The following is a 17,900-nucleotide window of genomic DNA, read 5'->3' as shown; positions in this document are numbered from 1 at the left end:
CAGTGGCGGGGTAAAACTTTGGTCGTAGAGTGATTGCCTGCATGCTGCGCTGGCGGCGCCAGCGGGACAGGCGTTTGGAACGATCGGTTGCAACGGTCGCGGTTGGGCGCCGCATCCCGCGCACCCATGATGGGCGCACGACACCTTGCACAGGGACACTGCCATGAGCACTACCACCACCACCGCGGCGCATGTGCTGCGCACCATCCGCGGCCAACCGACCTCCGACGGCGCCGGCGTCAAGCTGACCCGCGTCATCGGCACCCAGCAGCTGCCGGAGCTGGACCCGTTTCTGATGCTGGACGAGTTCGGTACCGAAAAGGCCGAGGACTACATCGGCGGCTTCCCCAGCCACCCGCATCGCGGCTTCGAGACGGTGACCTACATGCTCGACGGGCGTATGCGGCACAAGGACAACCACGGCAACGAAGGCCTGCTGACCCCGGGCAGCGTGCAGTGGATGACCGCCGGGCGCGGCCTGATCCATTCGGAAATGCCCGAACAGGAATCCGGGCGCATGCGCGGCTTTCAGCTGTGGGTGAACCTGCCGGCGCGCGACAAGATGACCGACCCCAGGTACCAGGAATACGCGCCGGAACACATTCCGGTGGCGCATCCGGCGCCCGGTGTCACGGTCAAGGTGATTGCCGGAGCGGTGGGCGATGTCGTCGGCCCGATCGTGCAGCCGGCGACCAGCCCGGTGTATCTGGATATCGCCTTGGAGCCAAATGTGGAGTGGGATTACCTGCTGCCCAGCGGACACAACGCGTTTGCGTATGCGTTCGAGGGCGCGGTGGTCGTGGGCGAGGGCGACGCCTCGCGCCCCTTGCCCGCGCAGGAACTGGCGGTGCTGGGCGGCGGCGAGCGGCTGACGCTGCGCGCAGGGGCACAGGGCGCGCAGCTGATCGTGGTAGCCGGCCGCCCGCTCAACGAGCCGGTGATGCGGCACGGGCCGTTCGTGATGAACACCAAGCAGGAATTGATGCAGGCGTTCGTCGATTTCCAGGAAGGCCGGTTTTGAGCCCGGCCACCTCATCCAGCGCAGGAAAGGGACATGAGTGATCGCCCGGTCAGCGTCGGCACCACTGCGGTGCCATATACCGTCACCATCCACGACGGCCAGCACCGCTGGCTCGGCGATACCCAGCCGGCCAATGGCGGCGCCGATGCCGGGCCGGATCCGGAATCGCAGGTGCTCGGCGCCTTGGGTGCCTGCACGGCAATCACGGTGTCGATGGTGGCCGCACGCAAGCAGTGGCCGCTGACGGCGGTGCATGTGCATCTGCATTACACCCAGCGCGGTGCCGCCGGCACGGCGATCACCCGCGAGATCGTGCTTGACGGTGCACTGGATGACGACCAGCGCGCACGCTTGCTGGAGGTGGCCGACAAGTGCCCGATCCATCGCCTGCTGACTGGCGAAGTGCGCATCGACAGCCAGCTGCAGGCGGCCAGCGTGGGAGACAAAGCAACGACGCTGGCAGGCTGATAAACGCCTGCCAGTCGCCCCGGGGAGGCGGTGACGCGATCGGAATGGAACGATCGCGACGCTGGTGCCGATCGCCAGTCGCGGCGCCTTGGCTCAGGGCTGCAGCGGGTAGGTTTTCGCTCGCGCCGGCATGACGCTGGCCCGAAGATGCGGGCACGTGGGGCAATTCGCGGCGTCAAGGCCGGCTGCAGCAGGCCGCCTGATGTGACCTACAGCGCGCCGGGCAAACCGGCGCGCTGCAAGCTTGCTGCATCGACAGCCAGCAATGCGGCGACGCGCTGCCTCAGCGCTGCAACGCAAGACTGGCCGGTTGCAGATCCATCGACTGCACCAGCGACTGCATCGAGGCCAGTTCCTCGGTGCTGGCGCCGTCGATCCACAGCTGCGCATACCGTTTCTTGCCCAGCTCCACCACGGTGACGCGGCGCGATTCCATGCCGGGCATCTCGCGGCCGCCCAGATCGAGCTTGTACCAGTAGAAATCTTCCTGCTGGATCTGGCCCTTTTCGGCGCGGCGGTCGCGTGCCAGCGTCATGGACGGGTCGCGCGTGGTGAGCATCACGCCCACCACCTGGCGACCGTCGGCCGTCACTGCCTTGCAGACCAGATAGTCGGCACCTGCCAGCTCGTTCCACTGCAGGCCCGAGGCGGGCGGCAGCGGTGGGCAGACCGGCGAGGTCTGGGCGTGGGTGGTCGCGGCGGCCAGCAGCAGGCTCAGGCCGACTAGGCAGGATGCAGACTTCATGCAAGGTTCCCCGGGCAGTGGATGATGAGACGGAGCGACGTCGACCCCGTGCCGCTGCATCGCCTCAGGCTCCCCGCCTGGGCATGCCGTCCACTCGACGTGCGCTTACGCTTGCATCACTACCACAGTTTTGCGAGCTGGCTCAAGCCATGTCGCATGTTGGTGTGGCATGGCCTGTGCGGCAGGGCACTCCCATTGCGAGACCTGGTGACCGGCGGCGAAGCGCAGCCCTCGCCGCGCACGGTTTCAAGGGTAATTAACCGGCTTCGGGGCCGGGCTTGCCGGCAACGGAATGAACTCCTTGTCGTCGCCGGGAATGCTGCCGAAGCGACCGGCCTGCCAGTCGTCCTTGGCCTGCTCGATGCGTTCCTTGGAGCTGGACACGAAGTTCCACCACAGGTGGCGCGGCCCATCCAGCGGCTCGCCGCCCAGCAGCATGGCCTTGAGCGGCGTCCTGGCGCGCAGGCGGCCGCGGGCGCCGGGCGAGGGCACGATCAGGTGGCGCGCCGGTACATCGGCGCCATCCAGCTGCGCCTCGCCTTCCAGGATGTACAGGGCGCGCTCGGCGTGGCCGGTGTCCAGGTCGATCTCCGCGTCCGGTGCCAGGTCCAGCGCCACATTGAGCGTGCCGCTGAACACCTGCACCGGCGATTCGTCGCCATAGGCGCGCCCGGCGATCACGCGCAACCAGACGCCATTGCGGCGCTGCTGCGGCAGGCTGGCGGCGGCGTGGTGATGGAAGGCCGGCGCGGTTTCTTCGGCCGAGCGCGGGAGTGCGATCCAGGTCTGCATGCCGTGCAGTGCGTGCTGGCGAGTACGCTCTGGGCCGGGCGTGCGTTCGGAATGGGCGATGCCGCGGCCGGCGGTCATCCAGTTGACGTCGCCGGGGCGGATCACCTGATCCGAGCCCAGCGTGTCGCGGTGCCCGATCTCGCCGGCCCACAGGAAGGTGACCGTGGCCAGGCCGATGTGCGGGTGCGGGCGGACATCGATGCCGTGCTCCGGTTCGAGCAGCGCCGGGCCCATGTGGTCGACGAAGACGAACGGGCCCACGCTGCGCGCCTGCAAGGTGGGCACGGCGCGGCGCACTTCCAGCCCGCCGATGTCATGTACGCGTGGGGCGATCAGAGTGGTCATGGCGGTGGCTCGTGACGGACTGGGAGCCAAAGCGTCGCATGCACATCAGGCGCTGTGCAGCGCATCGGCCAAGATGGAATGTTCCGTATGCAGGTGATGTCGCCGGGCGCCGCGCGCGAGGTGGTGATCACCTATCAGGCGAGCCCTATAGCAGGCACGTCTGCGTAGGCAGCTCGACCTCGCCACGACGCGAGGCGATGCGGTCGGCCAGGCGCGTGGGTTCGGGCAGGCGATAGGCGCGCAAGGTGCGCATCGTCCAGTCGAGGGCGCCGTGCATGGAGACGCGATGGCCGGGCGAAACGATCAAGGGGTTGCAGCGCGGCTTGCTGCGCAGCGCCCAGCCGATCTGTGCACCGGTCAGCAGGATCGGGCTGTGATCGCCGCGTTCGGGGCCGGGTTCGCTGAAGCTGCCGGCCAGGCGTTGCTTGGCCACGCCGATGCAGGGCAGGCCGGTCACCACGCCGAAGTGCGCCGCGATGCCGAGCTTGCGTGGATGCGCAATGCCCTGGCCATCAATGAAGACCAGGTCCGGCGTGCGCGACAGCAGCGCCAGGGCCTGCAGCAATGCCGGCAGTTCGCGAAAACTGAGCAGGCCGGGCACGTACGGCATCGAGGTGGGCACGCGTGCGACATGCGTTTCCAGTGGCAGCAGCGTATGCGCATCCAGCAACACCGCGGCCGCACGCGTCGTCTGGCCGTCGTCTTCGAACCCGACGTCGAAGCCTGCAAGCAGCTGCGGCGTTGCGCTCACCTCATCCTGTAGCACCACGCGCTGTGCCAGTTGCTGTTGCAACTGTCGCGCCTGGGTCGTGCTGCCGTCCCAACCGGCGAAGACGGGGTCGTTGGTGTGCATGGCCACAGCATCGCGTGCGGGCCGTGGCGATCTCGTGCACGCCTGCGATGCACGCGCTGCCGCTACAATCGCAGGCTGATCGGCCCCCAATCGGAGAACCGTAGTGACCCGCAAACTCGTACTGCTGCGCCATGGCCAGAGCCAATGGAACCTGGACAACCGTTTCACCGGCTGGGTGGATGTGGAACTCACCGAGCAGGGCCGCCAGGAAGCGACGGCGGCCGGCAAGCTGATGAAGGACGAGGGGCTGCAGTTCGATGTTGCCCACACCTCGGTACTCAAGCGCGCCATCCACACGCTGCAGGGCGCGTTGAAGGAGCTCGACCAGGACTGGCTGCCGGTGTCCAAGAGCTGGCGCCTCAACGAGCGCCACTACGGTGGCCTGCAAGGCCTGGACAAGGCCGAAACCGCGGCCAAGCATGGCGAGGAGCAGGTCAAGATCTGGCGCCGTTCCTACGACATCCCGCCGCCGGCGATGGACGTTGCCGACCCGGGCCACCCGTGTCACGACCGTCGTTACGCCACGCTCGACCGCAATGCGTTGCCGGGGACCGAGTCGCTGGCAACCACGCTGGTGCGCGTGCTGCCGTACTGGCACGACGCGATTGCGCCGCAGTTGAAGGCCGGGCAGACCGTGCTGGTGACCGCGCACGGCAATTCGCTGCGCGCGTTGTACAAGTACCTCAACGACGTCTCCAACGAGCAGATCCTGGAGCTCAACATCCCTACCGGCATCCCGCTGCTGTTCGAGCTGGACGACAACCTGCAGGTGCGCAGCTTCCGTTACCTGGGCGACCCGGAAGCGGCCAAGCGTGCGGCCGAAGCAGTAGCCAATCAGGGCAAGGCGAAGTAAGCGCTGCCGGCGGTTGAAGCGCTGCATGCGTTGCGCGCAGCGCTTGTCGTGTGTAGCACGCCGCCGCAAGAGGCTGCGCGCTGTGGTGAATGGGAGTGGTGCGTGGGCGTGGATCGCGCACGCGCCGCGTTAGCGCAGGCGAGACATGATGTCCGGCAAACGTAGAACCCAGCAGATGACTGCCATTTACTGTCGCGCGTATCTGGTGACCGAGGGCCTGCTGTTGGCAGGTGGAAGCGGTGCAGTAGCGGTGTTGACCGGCGCCAGCATCTCCGGCCCCGGGCTGGCACTGGCCTTGCTGATCTGCGTGCTCGGTGCGGTGTTGCTGGCGATGGGTCTGTTCGGACCGGTACGGCAGATGGAAGCGTGGGCCGATGCGGCGTCCGGGCATGAGGTCGCCCTGGTGCTGATGGTGTTGGCGTATCCGGTGTACGTGGTGATGGCGCCGTTCTACGCGCGTCGGTGACTGCCTGCGACGGCGCGTTGCGCCGGGATGCAGGGTTGGGTGAAGCAGACGGTCGCGGCGTCAGTGGCAGACGCGCCAGCGGCCTGTCGTTGCAATGACGTTTCTATAAAGCGCGGCAACGGACGTTAGGGCGTTGCGGTGCCGCTGATCTGGTGTGGCCGGTAGCAGAGCGACTGACGAAGGAGCGCGCGCCGCCTGATGCGCTGCGATTCGCCGGCGGCTCCCGACGGGCTGCCGACTTTTTTCGACCGCGCATGCGCGGTCATGCCTTGGAGAATTCAATGAAGTTGAGCAAGTTCGCCCCGCTATCGCTTGCGGTGGCCATCGTGGTCGCGTTGTCTGCATGCGGCGCCCCCGACGACACTGCCAAGGGGGCGCCCGCCACCCCGCAGGCTGCACCGACCAAGGTCGATGTGTCCAAGCTCGATGCGCCGATCGTGGCGTTCGGCAGCGGCGATCTGGATCCTGCCATCAACGCGTGCCAGGACCTCAACGGCTTCGTCAACGCCAAGTGGCTCAAGGCCAACCCGGTGCCGTCCGATCGCACCAGCTGGGGCAGCTTCGAAGTGCTGGCCGAGCGCTCGCTGACCATCCAGCACGCGTTGGTGGAGCAGCTGGCGCGCGGCAATCTCTCGGCTGGCTCGGTGGACGCCAAGATCGCCGACCTGTGGCGCACCGGGTCGGACGAGGCGGCCATCGACACCGCCGGCATCACCCCGCTGCAACCGCAGTTGAAAGCGATCGATGCGCTGACCGATGCGCCGTCCATCGCCGCGTGGCTGCGCGACAGCTATGCCAAGGGCCAGGGCTTCATGTTCTCGTTCGGCGCCAATGCCGACTACAAGAATTCCGAGCAGATGATCGCCTATGCGGGGCAGGGCGGCCTGGGCCTGCCCGAGAAGGGCTACTACACCGATCCGGCGCAAGCCAAGATCCGCGAACAGTACGTGGCCTACATCGCACGCGTGCTGGAGCTGTCCGGCATTCCGGCCGCACAGGCGGCGACCCAGGCCAAGGCGGTCATGGCGTTCGAGACGCGGCTGGCCGCTGCCTCGTTGTCGCGGATCGAACTGCGCGACCCGGCCAAGCGTTACAACCCGGTCGATGTGGCCGGCGCCAATGCGGTGACGCCGCACTTCGACTGGCAGGCGTTCTTCGGCGCGCTCAAGGTGCCGGCCGGCACTTTTTCGCTCAGCCAGCCCGGGTACTTTGCCGAGCTCGATGCGATGCTCGCCGACACCCCGGTGGACACCTGGAAGGCGTATCTGCGCTTCCACAGCGTGGACGAGGCGGCGCCGTATCTGGCCAAGCCGTTCGAGCAGGCCAACTTCGATTTCTATTCCAGGACGCTGCGCGGTCAGCAGGACATGCTGCCGCGCTGGAAGCGCACCTTGAACGCGGTCAACGAGGCCATGGGCGAGGCGCTGGGCCAGCTCTACGTGCAGTCTGCATTTTCCGCCGAGTCGAAGGAGCAGATGCAGCAACTGGTGCAGAACCTGTCGGCCGCGTTGAAGGCGCGCCTGGAAAAGCTCGACTGGATGAGCGCCGAGACCAAGCAGCGCGCGCTGGAGAAGTGGGCCAGCTTCACGCCCAAGATCGGTTACCCGGATCAATGGCGTGACTGGTCCGGGCTGCAGACGCGCGGCGATGGTTTCCTGGCCAACATGCAGGCCGCGCAGGCGTTCAACTATCGCTACATGCTCGACAAGATCGGCAAGCCGGTGGACAAGCGCGAGTGGCACATGACGCCGCAGACGGTGAATGCGTACTACAACGCCACCCGCAACGAGATCGTGTTTCCCGCCGCCATCCTGCAGCCGCCGTTCTTCGATCCCAAGGCCGATCCGGCGCTCAATTACGGCGGCATCGGTGCGGTGATCGGGCACGAGATGATGCACGGCTACGACGACTCCGGCAGCCAGTTCGATGCCAAGGGCAACTTCGCCAGCTGGTGGACGGATGCGGACCGCAAGCTGTTCACCCAGCGCACCGATCAACTGGTGGCACAGTTCGACGGCTATGAAGCCATCCCCGGCGTGCACGTCAAAGGCAAGCTGACCCTGGGTGAAAATATCGGTGACCTGGGCGGGCTGACCGTGGCCTACGATGCCCTGCAAATGGCGTTGAAGGAACAGCCCGATGCCAACCGGGACATCGACGGCTATTCGCAGGATCAGCGTTTCTTCATGAACTGGGCGACCGTGTGGCGTCGCAACTTCACCGATGGCGAATTGCGTGTGCGTCTGAACACCGACCCGCACGCGCCGGCCAATTTCCGCGCCAACGGTGCGCCGTCGAACATGCCGGTGTTTGCGCAAGCGTTCCAGTGCAAGCCGGGCGATGCGATGGTGCGCGGTGACAAGGCGCGTGTCGCCATCTGGTAGGCGGCCGCTGCACGACTGCGCTCTGCGGCAGCGGGCGCAGTCGGTCATGGTGTGGGTCGCTGCAGTTGCGCGTGGCTGCGTGCAGCTGGGGTGCGTCGAGCGGAACCTGGTCGTGTCGTCCCGGAGCTGCGTGCGTTGCCGTTCGGCATGCACGCCGCTTGCGCAGGCGATGCCGGCAATAGCGATCAAAAAAGACCTTGTTTCCCAGGGTTGTCGAGCCCGCTTGCGTAGCAGGCCCTGCACGCGCCGCTGCAGGGGCAGCATCTACACTGGCGCGTCGTGAATGTCAGGGCCTGCAGTGAGCAAGCGTAACGTCTTCAAGTGGATGGGCATCGGCATCGCCGTGTTCGTGCTGGGCAGCGCGCTGTCGTTGTACGGGTACGGCCGCTTCGCCGACCGCCAACGCGGCCCGGCAAGCCATGCGTTGCCGGCCACTGCCGTCAGCACGCCGATCGATCAGGTGGTGGCGCCCTTGCAGCGGGCGCATGCCGATCAGACCGGCATGGTGATCCTGTCCGACAATATCGATGCGTTTGCAGTGCGTGCGCTCACCGCGCGTGCGGCCGGGCGCAGCCTGGATCTGCAGTACTACATCTGGCATGCCGATTTCACCGGCAATCTGCTGCACAACGAGTTGCTGCGTGCCGCCGACCGCGGCGTGCGCGTGCGCCTCCTGCTGGACGACATGAACATCCATGGCAGCGATTCGGTGCTGGCCGCGCTCGACAGCCATCCGATGATCGAGATCCGCCTGTTCAACCCCACCCGTGCGCGCGAAGGCACCCTGATGCGCGGCGTGGAGATGGTGCTACGCATGTTCAGCATCAACCGGCGCATGCACAACAAGGCCTGGATTGCCGATGGCCGCATCGCGGTGGTGGGTGGGCGCAACGTGGGCGACGAATATTTCGATGCGGCGCGCGATACCAACTTCATGGACATGGATGCAGCGCTGATGGGGCCGACGGTGCAGCAGGCCGAAGGCAACTTCGATGCGTACTGGAACAGCCCCAATGCCTTGCCGCTGGCCGCCCTGGTGACGGCAAAGCCGCAGGCGCTGGAGGCGTTGCGTGGCAGCCTGGATGCCGGCATGGCCTCGGCGCGCGCGCACCCGTACGTGGAGCGGCTGCGCCGCTCGCCGAGCGTGCATGCGCTGATGCAGGGCGATCGTGCGGTGCATTGGCTGGACCATGCACGCATCGTCTCCGATCCGCCGGAGAAGGCCGAAGGCGCACCGCCGCAGGCCGACTGGATGACGCCGGTATTGATCGGCCAGATGGCGCGCGCGCAGCGCGAGTTGAAAGTGATCTCGCCCTACTTCGTGCCCGGCGACCAGGGCATGCGCTGGATCGGCGAGCTGCGTCGGCGCGATGTCCGGGTCAATATCCTGACCAATTCGCTGGCGGCAAACGATGTGGTCGCCGTGCACAGTGGCTACGCCGACTATCGGGTGCCACTGCTGCAGCAGGGCGTGCGCCTGCACGAGCTCAAGCCGATGGGCAAACCCGATGGCAGCCTGTTCGGCTCCAGCGGCGCCAGCCTGCACACCAAGGCGTTTGTGGTGGACGACAGCAGCGGTTTCATCGGCTCGTTCAACCTGGACCCGCGCTCGATGAACCTCAATACCGAGATGGGGCTGCTGTTCGACGACCGGGTGGTCACTGCAGAGCTCGAGCGGCTGTACAACCATAAGGTCAGTGCGCCGGTGAGTTATCGCGTGACGCTGGACCACGGTGAGCTGCGCTGGCACGACGACGCCGCAACGCCGCCGGAGGTGTGGTCGCGCGAGCCGGCCGCGAGCGTGTGGCGGCGTGGCGCGGCAGCGGTGATGGGCTGGTTCCCGCTGGAGTCGCAGTTGTAGTTGGTTGGTCGGCGGTTGCCCTCATCCGCCCTTCGGGCACCTTCTCCCGCAGGCGGGAGAAGGGAGTGTGGCGGCCTTGTTGGATCCGTTTGCGCGTGACGCGGACGTCCGTTGGTTATTGCAGCTGCGTCACGATCTCGCGTGCCATCGCGCCCAGCGGCAGGATGCGGTCCGCGCCGCCGCGCTTGATCGCTTCCTTGGGCATGCCGAACACGATGCTGGTGTGCTCGTCCTGCGCCACCGTGCGTGCGCCGGCCTGACGCATTTCCAGCAGTCCCGCGGCGCCGTCATCGCCCATGCCGGTCATGATGATGCCCAGCGCGTTGCTGCCGGCCGCACGCGCAGCGGAGCGGAACAGCACATCCACCGACGGGCGATGCCGGTTCACTGGCGGGCCTTCCATCACTTCGACGAAATACTGCGCGCCGCTGCGCCGCAGCAGCAGGTGCTTGCCGCCGGGCGCGATCAGGGCGCGGCCCGGCATCACGCGGTCGTTGTTGGCGGCCTCTTTCACGGCGATCTGGCACAGGCCGTTGAGGCGTGCGGCGAAGGCGGCGGTGAACTTCTCCGGCATGTGCTGCACGATCACGATGCCCGGGCACACGCGCGGCAACGCGGTCAGCACTTCTTCCAGCGCCTGGGTGCCGCCGGTGGAGGTGCCGATGGCGACGATGCGCTCGGTGGTCTGCGCCAGGGCGCGCCCGCTCTGCGCCGGCAGGATCACGTCGGCGGTGTGTTTGACTTCCGGCTCCAGCGGTGCGGCGGTGACGCGTGCGGCCAGCCGCTTGACGTTGGCGCGTGCGGCGCTACGCACGGTGGCCACCAGTTCGTCGGCCGAATCGGTGAGGAACTGCTTGAGCCCCAGGTGCGGCTTGGTCACCACCGCCACCGCGCCGGCGGCCAGCGCGTCCATGGTGACGCGCGCGCCCTTTTCGGTGAGCGTGGAGCAGATCACCACCGGGGTGGGGCGCTCGCTCATGATCTTGCGCAGGAAGGTGATGCCGTCCATGCGTGGCATTTCCACGTCCAGCACGATCACATCCGGCCATTGCTGGCGCATCTTGTCGATAGCCAGCAGCGGGTCGGCGGCCGTGGCGATCACCTCGATGCCTTGCGCGTCGTTGAGCACGCCCACCAGCACCTGGCGCACCACTGCCGAGTCGTCGACCACCATGGCCTTGATGGTGGCGGGATTGGCGGTGGGGCGGTTGAGCGCTGTCGACACGGTGAATCCTTGGGTCATGCCTTGCGGAAGATCGAGGGTGCCACCTGGACCAGATCGATGTCGAGTTCGCTCAGGCTTTCCGAGTGGCCGATGCAGAAATGCCCGCCCGGCTTGAGGGCGGCCAGCACGCGCAGGATCACCTCGCGCTTGGTCTGCCCGTTGAAATAGATCATGACATTGCGCAGGAAGATTGCATCGAAGTTGCCCAGCGGCGGCAACGCAGCGTTGAGGTTGGCATGCACGAACTGCACGCGGTCGCGCAGGCGGCGCTCCACCAGCAAGGTGCCTGCGTACTCGCCCTGACCACGCAGGCAGTAGCGTTTGAGATACGGCTGCGGGATGCCGTCGATGCGTTGCAGCGCGTAATGCCCGGTGCGCGCCTTGGCCAGGACGCGCGTGCTGATGTCGGTGCCCACGACCTCGAACGGGCGCCCCTGCAGGGTGTCGTCCAGCACCATCGCCATGCTGTAGGCCTCCTCGCCGCTGGAGCTGGCCGCGCTCCAGCAGCGGAACGGCAGCCCGCCGCGATGCTCTGCGGCCAGCTTGCGCAGCAACTCGAAGTGCTTGGGCTCGCGGAAGAAATAGGTTTCGTTGGTGGTCAGCAGATCGATCGCGGTCTGGATCTCCGCACGGTCCTGGCGGCTTTCCAGCAGCTGCAGATACTGGGTGTAGCTGCTGAACTGGTGCTCGCGCAGGCGCTTGCCCAGGCGGCCGCACAGCATGGCTTTCTTGCCGGAGGAAATGCTGATGCCGGCCGCTTCGAAGATGAAACGCTGAAAGCGGCCGAACTCCTGTTCGGTGATGGCGGTTGCGGTGCTCATTGGCTCAGGCCACGTCCGCATCGCTGGGCACGCTGCTGTCGCTCAGGCGCGCAATGCGCACGGCGTGCTCGCGCCACCAGTCCGACAACATCGGGCCGGGCATCGGCGAGCCCATCAGATAGCCCTGCGCCAGATCGCACCCCAGCTCGCGCAGCAGCCGCCAATCGTCCGGGGTTTCCACCCCTTCGGCCACGGCGGTCAGCTCCAGACGATGCGCCAACTCCAGCGTGGATTCGAGCACGGTGCGCTGGCTGCGGCTGCGATGTGCGGCCTGCACGAAGCTACGGTCCAGCTTGAGTTCGGTGAACGGGATGCTGGCCAGACGCTGCAGCGAGGAGAACCCGGTGCCGTAGTCGTCGATCGACAGACCGAAGCCGTGCAGGCGCAACCGCGCCAGCATGCTCAGCGCATTGGCCGGCTCCACGATGGCGCTTTCGGTCAGTTCCAGCACCAGGTCGGCCGGACTCAGGCCGTTGTCGCTCAGCTTGCCGCACAGCTGCTCGAGAAAATCCTCTTCGCCCAGCAAGCGGGGCGACAGGTTCAATGCCAGGCTCAGCTCGAAGCCTTCGGCGCGCCAGTCCACCAATTGCGCAATGGCCTTGTCGATCACCTGCTGGGTCAACGCATGGATCAGCCCTTCGCGTTCGGCCAGCGGGATGAAGCGGTCCGGGCCGATCATGTCGCCCTGCGGCCGGCGCCAGCGTGCCAGTGCTTCCACACCGCGCAGGCGGCCATCCTTCAGGTCGAGCTTGGGCTGGTAGGCCACGCGGATTTCGCCGCGCCGCATCGCGCGGTCCAGCCGCGAGGCGGCCGCGCCGCCGCTGGACATCAACGGCGAGATCGCCGCCGCCGATGCTACGGGCGCCGTGGTACCGCTGTCCGGCTCGCAATCCAGCACGGTGGCCAGGTCCTGCAGGTTCATCGGTTTTTCGATCCCGCCCAGCACGCGCACGCCGGCACTGCGGCTGAGCTGCATCACCGCATCGATCAGCGCGCCGCCGCGTTGCGACACCACCACGACCGGCACGCCGTACTGGCCGCGGGCCAGCGCGTCGAGCAGTTGCACGCCGTCCATGCCGGGCATTTCCAGATCGATCAGCAGCAGCGACGGCGCCGTGGCGTGGCTCAGCCAGTCCAGCGCCGCGTGACCGTCGCCGGCGCCATCGACCTGCGTGGCGCCAAGCTGGCGGCATAACGCCATGGCGTGTTCGCGCTGGACCACGCTGTCGTCGACCACCAGTACCGGGCCGGCCAGCGTGCAGTTGCAGGAGAGAAGGGCGGGGCGCATGGGAATCCTTGCGTGCATGCGAAAGTCAGGCCGCCAGCGCGGCGGCAGGAAGCTGGGCGAGCGCATCGTTGCCCAGCACGGCATCGGCATCGAGCAGGATCACGAAGCGCTCGCCGATCTTGCCCATGGCCTGGATGAAGTCGCGTGCGATGCCGGCGCCGAAACTCGGTGTGTCGACGATATCGCCCGCGGCGATCTCCAGCACTTCGCTCACCGCATCCACCAGCAGCCCGAGCACCTGCTGCGTGTCGGCGTGCGCGATCTCCACGATCACGATGCAACTGCGCTTGGTGATTGCGCTGGCGCTGCGTCCGAAGCGCTGCTGCAGGTCCACCACCGGCACCACCGCGCCGCGCAGGTTGATCACGCCACGTAGTGCCGGCGGCATCATCGGCACATCGGTGGGCGCGCGGTATTCGATGATCTCCTTGATGCCGAGAATCCCCAGGCCGAACATCTCCCCACCCAGCGTAAAGGTGAGGTATTGCTGCGGGGCCGTCGGCGACGGTGTGCTGCTGTTGGCAGTGTGCGTGTGCATCGTCGGCTCCTCAGAAGCTGGCGAACTGCGATTCGTCGATGGCATCGGCAGTGGCCGCCGCCATGCCGATCTGGCGTACGTTGGTGCGGCGTGCCGGTGCGCTGACCACCGGCGCGTGACCGGCCTGCACCACACGTCGCGGCCCGCTCTTGCTGGCTGGCACGGCGCCACGTCCGCCGTTGCCCAGCCGGAAGAAGCCCATCAGTTGCTGCAGCTGTTCGGCCTGCGCGCTCATTTCTTCGGACGTGGCGGCCAGTTCTTCGGCATTGGCCGCGGCCGACTGGGTGGTCTGGTTCAACTGGCCGACTGCGGTGTTGATCTGGCTGACGCCGGCGGTCTGCTCTTCGGAAGCGGCGGCGATCTCCTGCACCAGGTCGGAGGTGCGGCGGATCGAAGGCACCATCTCGCCCAGCACGCGGCCGGCGCTTTCGGCCAGTTCCACGCTGGAGCCGGCCACTTCGCCGATTTCCTGCGCGGCGATCTGGCTACGCTCGGCCAGCTTGCGTACTTCCGCGGCCACTACGGCAAAGCCCTTGCCGTGTTCGCCGGCACGCGCCGCTTCGATGGCGGCGTTGAGCGCCAGCAGATTGGTTTGATACGCGATGTCGTCGATGATGCCGATCTTCCTGGCGATGTCCTTCATCGCTACCACGGTGGCGCGCACGGTGTCGCCACCGTCGGCTGCTTCGCTGGCGGCCTTGGCGGCCATGCTGTCGGTGACGCGCGCGTTTTCGGTGTTCTGCGCGATGGAAGCGGTCATCTGCTCCAGCGAGGCGCTGGTTTCTTCCACGCCGGCGGCCTGTTCGCTGGCGGCCTGCGCAAGCGCCTGCGCGGTGGCGCTGACTTCTTCCGACGCACTGGCCAGGTTTTCGGCGTTGCGGTTGACCTCGTCGACGATCTCGGTGAGGCGGGTCATGGTGGTGTTGACGTAGCGCTGCATGTCGGCGAAGGCGCCTTCGTAGCGGCCTTCCACGGTGTGGGTGAGGTCGCCTTCGGCCATCGCGCCCATGACCTGGATCACTTCGGAAATGCTGCGCAGGTTGCCGCGCGCACGCTCCACGGTGTCGTTGATGAAGGCCTTCTTGCCGGGCAGCTGCGCCAGCGGGGCATCGAAGTTGCCGCGGCCGAATTCGGCCACCACGCCCATCGCCAGCTTCTTCACCGCGATGTGCGCACCCACCATCTGGTTGATGCCCAGCGCCATGCTGCGGAAGTCGCCGTCGAAGCGTGCGCTGTCGATGACCACGTCGATATCGCCGGCCTCGTGTTCGGCCGACATGTGGTTGATCTCGGCGATCAGCCCGGTGAGGTTGCCGCGCACCTGTTCGATGGTGTCATTGATGAAGCGCTTCTTGCCCGGCAGCAGCGGCAGCTGCGCGGTGAAGTTGCCGCGACCGAATTCGCCGACGCAGGCAATGGCCTGTTTCTTGACCGCGATGTGGCCGGCGACCATGGCGTTGATGCCCTCGGCCATGCGGCGGAAATCGCCGGTGAAGCGCTGCGTGTCGATGACCACGTCGATGTCGCCGGCATCGTGCTCGGCGGACATGTGGTTGACCTCGGCGACCATGCCGGTGAGGTTGCCGCGGATCTGGTCCACGACGTCGTTGATGAAGGCCTTCTGGCCCGGCAGGCGCTCCAGCTCGGCGGCGAAGTTGCCGCGGCCGAACTCGGCCACGCACGCCATGGCCTGCTTGTTCACGGCGATATGGCTGGCCACCATGCGGTTGATGCCATCGCCCAGGGTGCGGAAATCGCCGTCAAAGCGCGCCACGTCGATGCGCGCCTCGATCTGCCCGGCATCGTGTTCACGCGAGACGCGGTTGATCTCCTCGTTGACGTGACGGATGCCGCTCTGCACCTTGCGCAGGCCGCGCAGCACGTCGCCGGCCTGCTCGTCGCGCGTCTGCGGCAGGGCGACATCGAAGTTGCCGCGCGAGAACGCGTCCAGCGTGGTGGTGGCCAGCTCCAGCGAGTCGCTGGCCAGACGGATTGCCCACACCAGCAAGGCGCCGCTGATCACTGCGGCCACGATGCTGGCGCCGAGCAGGGCCGCATGCGAGAGCGTCAGCGCGAAGCCGGCGACGATCACGAGGACGGGCAGGGCCACCGCAAGCGCGGCGGTGAACCAGAGTTGGGTGGCGATCGGAAGACGGTGTGACATGGCGAGTGTCCTGGGGTCAGGTAACGACGAACGATGTGGATGGCGGGAGCGGGACTGCGAACGCTCAGGCCGCCAAGGCATCCTGGTTGGGATGCAACTGCTGAAGCAGGCTGGGCACATCCAGGATCAGCGCGACATCTCCGCTGCCCAGGATGCTGGAGCCACTGATGCCCTTGACCTGGGCGAAGACCTTGGACAACGGCTTGATGACGGTCTGCCATTCGCCGAGCAAGGTATCCACCACCAGGCCGAAGCGCTGCGCGCCCTGGCGGATCACCACGATGCTTTCGCGCGCGGGGGTCTTGCCGCCGAGCGCGAACAGTTCACGCAGGCGCACATACGGCAGCACGCTGCCGCGCAGGTCGATGTAGTCGCTGGCGTAGTCGGGCGTGAATTCCACGCATTCCTCCACCACATCCAGCGGCACCACGAACACGGATTTGCCCACGCCCACCTGGAAGCCGTTGATGATGGCCAGGGTCAGCGGCAGGCGCACCGAAATGGTGGTGCCCACGCCGGCTGCGCTGTCGATATCGACCGTGCCACGCAATGCGGTGATGTTGCGCTTGACCACGTCCATGCCGACACCGCGGCCGGACAGGTTGGTGACCTTTTCGGCAGTGGAAAAGCCCGGCTCGAAGATCATGGCGAACACCTCGCGGTCGCTGAGCTGGCGGCCGGGTTCGACCAGCCCGCGTTCGAGCGCCTTGGCCAGGATGCGGTCGCGGTTCAAACCGCCGCCGTCGTCGGTGATCTGGATGACGATGCTGCCGGAGTCGTGGTACGCATTGAGCCCGACGGTGCCGCGTGCGGGCTTGCCGCGCGCCACGCGCACGTCCGCCGGCTCGATGCCGTGGTCCATCGCGTTGCGCACCAGATGGGTGAGCGGGTCGCCGATCTTTTCCACCACCGACTTGTCCAGTTCGGTGTCTTCGCCGGCCACCACCAGCGCGATGTCCTTGCCCAGTTCACGCGCCACGTCATGCACCACGCGCTGGAAGCGGCTGAAGGTACCGCCGATCTTGACCATGCGCAGCTGCAGCGCGCTTTCGCGCACGTCTTCCACCAGGCCGGCAAGGATCGAGGCCGATTCCAGCAATTGCGCATCGCCGCTGCGTTGCGCATTGGCATTGGTGCTGGCCACGGCGATGATGAGTTCGCCCACCAGGTCGATCATGCGATCGAGCTTGTCGGCATCCACGCGGATGGAGCGTGCGTCGGCGTTGCGCGCACCGGCATCGGGCGCAGCCCGCGCAGGCGCTGCGGCAGCGGACGGCACGGCGGCCAGCGCGTTGCTCGGTGCGGCAACGGCCAGTGGCTCGGCCGCGAGCAGGGCTGCCGCATCGGCGGGCGCCGGCACCGCGACGATGTCCAGATCGCAATCGTCGCGAACGAATTCGAACACCTCTTCGATCGCGGCGCGGTCGGCATCGCTGCGCAGCAGGATCTGGAAACCCAGGTAGTTGGCTTCCGGATCGAGCTCTTCAAAGCTCGGCAGCTTGCTGTGATCGGTGCTGATCGCTTCCACCGAACCCAGGCTGCGCAGATTACGGATCAGCTTGAGCGGCGAGTTGCCGAAGCGCAGCGCGTCGGCAAACAGGGTGAGCGTGATGCGCCAGTACCCGCTCTGCTTTTCCGGCGTGCTGTGCTGGATGGCAGCGGTGGTGACGCCACAGGCGCTGGCATGCAGATAGGTCTGCAATTGCGCCAGCAGGGGTTCGGCTTCGGCGGCGAGGGCGGCCGGATCGGCATGGCCGGGGTCGGCCGCGGTTTCCACCAGCGCGTGGATGTGGTCACAGCACACCAGCAGCAGGCCGATCAGCTCCGAGCTCAAGGTCAGCGTCTCGTCGCGCACCAGGTCCAGCACGCTTTCCACCACATGGGTGAAGCCCACCAGTTGCGGCAGGTCGAACAGACCGCCGGAACCCTTGATGGTGTGCGCGGCGCGGAAGATCGCATTGACCGCATCCGGCGACGATTCGCCACGCTCGGCTTCGAGCAGGTGGCGTTCCATGTCTTCGAGCAGGTCCCGGCTTTCGGCCAGGAAGGTCTGCATCAGCTGGTTCATGTCCATGT

At 66.8% G+C, this 17,900-nt stretch carries 15 protein-coding genes; 6 read left to right on the top strand and 9 right to left on the bottom strand.

Annotation, left to right across the window (positions count from 1 at the left end; genetic code table 11):
• The first annotated feature begins 163 nt into the window (after positions 1-163).
• On the top strand, positions 164-1,021 hold the full coding sequence (locus XnspCFBP7698_RS04875) for a pirin family protein (RefSeq protein WP_104581725.1): 858 nt from the start codon (positions 164-166) through the stop codon (positions 1,019-1,021).
• A 33-nt stretch (positions 1,022-1,054) separates the two neighbouring features.
• Entirely contained in the window at positions 1,055-1,489 is a 435-nt protein-coding gene (locus XnspCFBP7698_RS04870) for an OsmC family protein (RefSeq protein ID WP_104581726.1), read from the top strand.
• Between the two features lie 283 nt (positions 1,490-1,772).
• Here XnspCFBP7698_RS04870 and XnspCFBP7698_RS04865 read toward each other — a convergent pair whose 3' ends face one another.
• The 3 genes from XnspCFBP7698_RS04865 to nfi all read right to left on the bottom strand — a co-directional run bounded on the left by XnspCFBP7698_RS04865 (position 1,773) and on the right by nfi (position 4,224).
• Positions 1,773-2,234 carry a hypothetical protein gene (locus XnspCFBP7698_RS04865; protein ID WP_104581727.1) on the bottom strand — a complete coding sequence of 154 codons (462 nt, stop codon included), beginning with the start codon at positions 2,232-2,234 and terminating at the stop codon, positions 1,773-1,775.
• A gap of 246 nt (positions 2,235-2,480) precedes the next feature.
• Entirely contained in the window at positions 2,481-3,371 is an 891-nt protein-coding gene (locus XnspCFBP7698_RS04860) for a pirin family protein (RefSeq protein ID WP_104581728.1), read from the bottom strand.
• Positions 3,372-3,516: 145 nt separating this feature from the next.
• On the bottom strand, positions 3,517-4,224 hold the full coding sequence (gene nfi, locus XnspCFBP7698_RS04855) for a deoxyribonuclease V (protein ID WP_104581729.1): 708 nt from the start codon (positions 4,222-4,224) through the stop codon (positions 3,517-3,519).
• Between the two features lie 103 nt (positions 4,225-4,327).
• Between nfi and gpmA the strand changes: the two genes are divergently transcribed.
• From gpmA to XnspCFBP7698_RS04835, 4 genes are all read left to right on the top strand, one after another.
• Positions 4,328-5,077 (top strand): 2,3-diphosphoglycerate-dependent phosphoglycerate mutase, encoded by a 750-nt coding sequence (gene gpmA / locus XnspCFBP7698_RS04850; RefSeq protein WP_047697473.1) that lies wholly within the window; start codon positions 4,328-4,330, stop codon positions 5,075-5,077.
• A 148-nt stretch (positions 5,078-5,225) separates the two neighbouring features.
• The gene (locus tag XnspCFBP7698_RS04845; RefSeq protein WP_104581737.1) at positions 5,226-5,543 is read left to right on the top strand and encodes a hypothetical protein; all 318 of its coding nucleotides are present in this window, start codon (positions 5,226-5,228) and stop codon (positions 5,541-5,543) included.
• A 281-nt stretch (positions 5,544-5,824) separates the two neighbouring features.
• A complete protein-coding gene (locus tag XnspCFBP7698_RS04840; protein ID WP_104581730.1) occupies positions 5,825-7,927 on the top strand; it encodes a M13-type metalloendopeptidase in 2,103 nt (700 codons plus the stop codon).
• 298 nt (positions 7,928-8,225) lie between these two features.
• A complete protein-coding gene (locus XnspCFBP7698_RS04835; RefSeq protein WP_104581731.1) occupies positions 8,226-9,788 on the top strand; it encodes a phospholipase D family protein in 1,563 nt (520 codons plus the stop codon).
• Positions 9,789-9,903: 115 nt separating this feature from the next.
• On the opposite strand, the gene XnspCFBP7698_RS04830 is transcribed toward XnspCFBP7698_RS04835, so the two are convergent.
• From XnspCFBP7698_RS04830 to XnspCFBP7698_RS04805, 6 genes are all read right to left on the bottom strand, one after another.
• Positions 9,904-11,031, bottom strand: a complete 1,128-nt coding sequence (locus XnspCFBP7698_RS04830) for a chemotaxis response regulator protein-glutamate methylesterase (protein ID WP_104581732.1) — start codon at positions 11,029-11,031, stop codon at positions 9,904-9,906.
• On the bottom strand, positions 11,028-11,834 hold the full coding sequence (locus XnspCFBP7698_RS04825; RefSeq protein WP_047697462.1) for a protein-glutamate O-methyltransferase CheR: 807 nt from the start codon (positions 11,832-11,834) through the stop codon (positions 11,028-11,030). Before XnspCFBP7698_RS04825 ends, XnspCFBP7698_RS04830 begins: the two co-directional genes overlap by 4 nt.
• 4 nt (positions 11,835-11,838) lie before the next feature.
• Positions 11,839-13,122, bottom strand: coding sequence for an EAL domain-containing response regulator (locus XnspCFBP7698_RS04820; RefSeq protein ID WP_104581738.1), 1,284 nt, complete (start codon positions 13,120-13,122; stop codon positions 11,839-11,841).
• A gap of 25 nt (positions 13,123-13,147) precedes the next feature.
• Entirely contained in the window at positions 13,148-13,660 is a 513-nt protein-coding gene (locus tag XnspCFBP7698_RS04815) for a chemotaxis protein CheW (RefSeq protein ID WP_104581733.1), read from the bottom strand.
• A 10-nt stretch (positions 13,661-13,670) separates the two neighbouring features.
• The gene (locus XnspCFBP7698_RS04810) at positions 13,671-15,824 is read right to left on the bottom strand and encodes a methyl-accepting chemotaxis protein (protein WP_146093295.1); all 2,154 of its coding nucleotides are present in this window, start codon (positions 15,822-15,824) and stop codon (positions 13,671-13,673) included.
• A 64-nt stretch (positions 15,825-15,888) separates the two neighbouring features.
• Positions 15,889-17,898 (bottom strand): chemotaxis protein CheA, encoded by a 2,010-nt coding sequence (locus tag XnspCFBP7698_RS04805; RefSeq protein WP_184372656.1) that lies wholly within the window; start codon positions 17,896-17,898, stop codon positions 15,889-15,891.
• Positions 17,899-17,900: the final 2 nt, after the last annotated feature.

This window comes from Xanthomonas sp. CFBP 7698, from assembly GCF_003600855.1.
In the GTDB taxonomy this organism is placed as follows: Bacteria; Pseudomonadota; Gammaproteobacteria; order Xanthomonadales; family Xanthomonadaceae; genus Xanthomonas; species Xanthomonas cannabis.
The sequence above is the reverse complement of the archived record's forward strand: the minus strand, read 5'-3'. Positions and strand labels throughout refer to the sequence as shown.